Origin of the sequence: Frankia tisae (genome assembly GCF_025403405.1) — a bacterium.
GTDB classification, from domain to species: domain Bacteria; phylum Actinomycetota; class Actinomycetes; order Frankiales; family Frankiaceae; genus Frankia; species Frankia tisai.
Map to the genome: position 1 here is coordinate 1 of NZ_JANEZT010000506.1, position 3,726 is coordinate 3,726.

Consider the following 3,726-nt stretch of genomic DNA (forward strand, 5'->3'; position numbering starts at 1 on the left):
CCGCCAACCTGGCCAACCCGCCGACCTGGCCGATCCATGCCCAACCCCGTTCTGCCCACCCACAGTGTTCCGCTGGTTCTGCCGTCAGGGGGCGGCGGGCACGCCCTCGGGCAGCCACGGACGTGGTTCGGCAGGGTTGGCGGGATGCTCGTCGATCAGGGCCAGCCCGAACCAGCCGACGTCGTGCCAGGCGCCGAGCTTGTATCCCGCGCGGGGGAACACCCCGACCGGCCGGAATCCGACGGCGGTGTGCAGCGCGACGCTCGCCGCGTTCGGAAGCGTGATGCACGCGTACAGGTTGAGGTAGCCCAGCGTCCGCACCTCGGCGATCAGCTCGTCGTACAGCCGCCGACCGAGCCCTCGCCGGTGGTGCACGGCGGCCAGGTAGACCGACGTGTCCACCGACCAGCGGTAGGACGCGCGCGAATGGTGTGCGCTGGCGTAGGCGTAGCCGGCGATCTCCCCCTCGGCCTCGGCGACCAGCCACGGCCGGCGGGGGGAGGCGAGTATCCGCGCGTGGAAGTCCTCGACCGTCGGGAGCTCCTCCTCGAAGGTCGACGGCGACCCGGCTACGAACGGTGCGTAGACCGCCCGGATGCCGGCGGCGTCGGACGGATGTGCTGCCCTGATGGTGACCATGTCCTCGAATCATTCCGCGTTCCGGCGTCCGGCGGCGCGGGCACCAGCGCCGGTCACGAAGTCGTTACAGACCCGCAAAACGCAGGATGCGAGCAGCGTCGTCTGGTCGCCGCCGACTGCGGCCTGGTCTGACCGCTGTCTGGCCGGGAAGGCGGGCATCAGGGCCAGCAGGCGACAACTCGACTAGGGCGCGCATCCACTTGTGATCAAGGAGTGGTGTGCGGGGGACCGTGCTGGCCGCTGCCTGTCGGTTGCGTCGGCCATTGCTGGAGGGTGATGACGGTCGGGGCCGCGCGAACGGGTATCGATCTCCAGCATCCGCTGACCGCCTTGGGGCCGGGACTGCCACGGACCGATCGTCACGCCTGTGTGTGCTCGGTGAGGTGCGGGTTGTTCAGCCCGAACCCGACTCCCGATGATCATGGTGTTCCGCGGTGCCGGACCACGGCTACGGCCGATTGCGGTGCGTTCCACACGGTTTTCGGCTCGCGAACCGGGCGTGTCGTACCGCGATGCGCCCGGACTCGACTTCGACGATCATGATGTTCCGCGGAACCGCGCCGCGATGCCGGACGCAAGCCCGACGTCCATCGACGACTCCGACTGCCATCGACGACTCCCACGACCACGACCACGACATGCACCCACGTCGACGCCTCGGCGATCCGGATCGAGCGACACAGACACACCGTCCTGATCACAACCGACTACGCGGCCTACAGGCAAGTGCTTGAGACCGACCCCGGGGTAGGGCCAGCGGACGCGCGTGGCGGCAGGGATCTGTTCGTGGAGCTAGCCGGGCCGGGGCTCCGGGCCCTGCCCGTAGCTGAAGTGCGCCCGATTGGCCGTGGGTGCTCTGCCCGGGGGCACTGGGGATATGTGCGCGCCTCGGTTGGAACGCCAGACGAGCGTCACGCAGCACGCCACACACCGCTACCGCCTGCGTGGGACGATCGGGGGATGTCCTCGGCGCCCGGCGTGGCGTCCCGTTGCGTCCTTTCGGAGTCGACATGCGGAACGAACGCCTTGGCGCGGCCTTGGCGAGTGGATGGATGGATCAGGCCGCCCTCGCCGAAGCGGCTGATGTCGATCAGAAGAAGAAGCGATGAGGATGGTGCGGATAGCAACCCTGGTCATCTTCTTTGTCACTGCCCCCGTGGCAGTCTGGGTGCCGCTGAATAATCCACTTACATTCAAACATAAAAGTGGTATTTACCCTGGTTCGACGGCAAGTTTGATGACATTTCTTGCTTTGGTGGGTTGCTTGGTCATCCTCGCTCTCGTCCTTTATGGGGACAGTCGCGAGATCAAGGCTGCGTTTTGGTGGAGTATTGGGGCTCCTGCGCTGGTACTGACTGTCTGGTGTTGCGTGTCGCTTCTTAATGGTAGTCCCTATGAGGTCGGCTTCGACGACCGGGGATTCATGAAAGAAAATTATAAGAATGAAGGGGCGGAAGTCCTGCTGTTCAACAGATCTGCCAGGGCGGTAACGTTTTGTTTCGGACGGAGTGGCGTGTGTGATCAGTCCATCCGCATCTCTTCTCCTCTCGATGCGCCGGGTAGTGTGATTTCGCCCGACCACTATCTTATTTTACCATTTCCGAATGAGACCGAGAGCTATCCGATCACCATTTCGAGTCGCGACTCGAAGTTCATTCGAGTTGACACCGTTCTGCGCACAGAGTACGAATCGCCACCGACTGGTGGTGGTCGTTAGAAGTCCATCTGCCGCATCTGCGCCTCGATCTCGTCTATCTGCGCGTCTGCCTCATCCGGGGTGCTTGCCTCCACCGTCGCGGACCACCAGGCGAGCACGCCCGGCGTGATCTCTTCACCGTTGGTCCACTCGACCTCGAACAGGGGCACCGTCCAGCCTCCAACGAATCAGGGGGTCCGTAGACCCCCTGATTCTATTGCGGGGCCAGGACGTTCGCGGACGGCACGCTGCGAGCCGGCGAACCGTCAGCAACCTCCAGCACTTCCTGACCCCAGCGCGCAGCGGACCACATTCGACCACGAGGCCGATCGGACCTACTCGTCGAGGCCCGTCCCGGGGGCGCCCTGGAGTTTCCCTCCCGTTGCGAGGCCCGCCCCGGCGGCCTGGCCCGACTGGCCCGCCGGGGCGACCGAGGCCGGCAGCAACTGCGCCAGCAGTTCGCGCAGGACCGGCAGGCCGTCCTCGCTGAGCACCGACTCGGGATGGAACTGCAGCCCGGTGAACGCCGCCCCGCGCAGCGCGTGCACCGACCCGTCGGTGTGGTCGAGGGCCAACCGGACCGGACCGCGCGCGGTGGCGAGCTCGTCGCTGTCGGCGATCGCGGTGAAGGTGGAGTAGAACCCGACGCGGCGGGGCCGGCCGAACAGGTCGATGGTGCGCGCGAGCCCCTGGTACGGGGCGTCGCGTCGGTGCAGCCGCAGCCCGAGCAGCCCGGCGAGCAACTGGTGGCCGAGGCAGACGCCGAGCAGTGGCCGCCGCGCCGCGAGCCGATCCGCGATCATCTGCCGTATCGTCACCATCTTCGGGTCGGCGGCGTCGGTGGGGTCACCCGGGCCGGGCCCGGCCACCACGAGGTCAAACTCCGTGCCGACGGGGCCGCCACCGGCGCCGTGTCCGGCCTCGCCTCGGTCGGCGCCGTCCGCGCCGTGTTCGGCCGGGTCGTGCGCCGGGCGCGCCGCCGCCTCCTGCCACGGCCGGAGGGTGACCGCGAGGCCGAGCTCGCGCAGCAGGTGGGCGAGCATGCCGGCGAAGCTGTCCTCGGCGTCGACGATGAGGGCGCTGCGGCCGGTCAGCGCGGGCACCACGGTCGCCCCCGGCTCGCGCCGCCGCAGCCAGAAGGGGGCGAGGTGCGTGTTGCGGGCGGCGAGCGCCCCCGCTATCCGCGAATCCGCCGCAAGCGGCACGTGCGGACCGCCCGGTGTGGGCTGGCCGAGGCCCGGCCGCGAGTCGTGGGCCCGTTCGGCCCGGGGCTCGTCGTCGCGCTCGGCAGGCTCGTCGTCGCGTTCGACGGGCTCGCCGCCGGTGGCGTCGTGGTCGGTGGCGTCGTGGTCGGTGGGCGGAGGGCCTGTCTCTTATAAACATCTCCGAGC

The 3,726-nt window shown here is 68.1% G+C and carries 5 protein-coding genes; 2 read left to right on the top strand and 3 right to left on the bottom strand.

Annotated features, from left to right (window positions below; translation table 11 throughout):
- Positions 1 to 84: 84 nt before the first annotated feature.
- Positions 85 to 639 carry a GNAT family N-acetyltransferase gene (locus NBZ85_RS28875; RefSeq protein ID WP_261563110.1) on the bottom strand — a complete coding sequence of 185 codons (555 nt, stop codon included), beginning with the start codon at positions 637 to 639 and terminating at the stop codon, positions 85 to 87.
- Positions 640 to 1,750: 1,111 nt separating this feature from the next.
- Here NBZ85_RS28875 and NBZ85_RS28880 point away from each other — a divergent pair.
- Positions 1,751 to 2,356 carry a hypothetical protein gene (locus NBZ85_RS28880; protein ID WP_261563111.1) on the top strand — a complete coding sequence of 202 codons (606 nt, stop codon included), beginning with the start codon at positions 1,751 to 1,753 and terminating at the stop codon, positions 2,354 to 2,356.
- Here NBZ85_RS28880 and NBZ85_RS28885 read toward each other — a convergent pair.
- Both NBZ85_RS28885 and NBZ85_RS28890 read right to left on the bottom strand, forming a co-directional pair.
- Positions 2,353 to 2,505 (bottom strand): hypothetical protein, encoded by a 153-nt coding sequence (locus NBZ85_RS28885; protein ID WP_261563113.1) that lies wholly within the window; start codon positions 2,503 to 2,505, stop codon positions 2,353 to 2,355. The two genes, NBZ85_RS28880 and NBZ85_RS28885, sit on opposite strands and share 4 nt — an antisense overlap.
- A 165-nt stretch (positions 2,506 to 2,670) precedes the next feature.
- Positions 2,671 to 3,540, bottom strand: coding sequence for an aminodeoxychorismate/anthranilate synthase component II (locus tag NBZ85_RS28890; protein ID WP_261563115.1), 870 nt, complete (start codon positions 3,538 to 3,540; stop codon positions 2,671 to 2,673).
- Here NBZ85_RS28890 and NBZ85_RS28895 point away from each other — a divergent pair, their 5' ends adjacent.
- On the top strand, positions 3,541 to 3,714 hold the full coding sequence (locus tag NBZ85_RS28895; protein WP_261563117.1) for a hypothetical protein: 174 nt from the start codon (positions 3,541 to 3,543) through the stop codon (positions 3,712 to 3,714). It abuts the gene before it with no gap.
- Positions 3,715 to 3,726 lie beyond the last annotated feature (12 nt).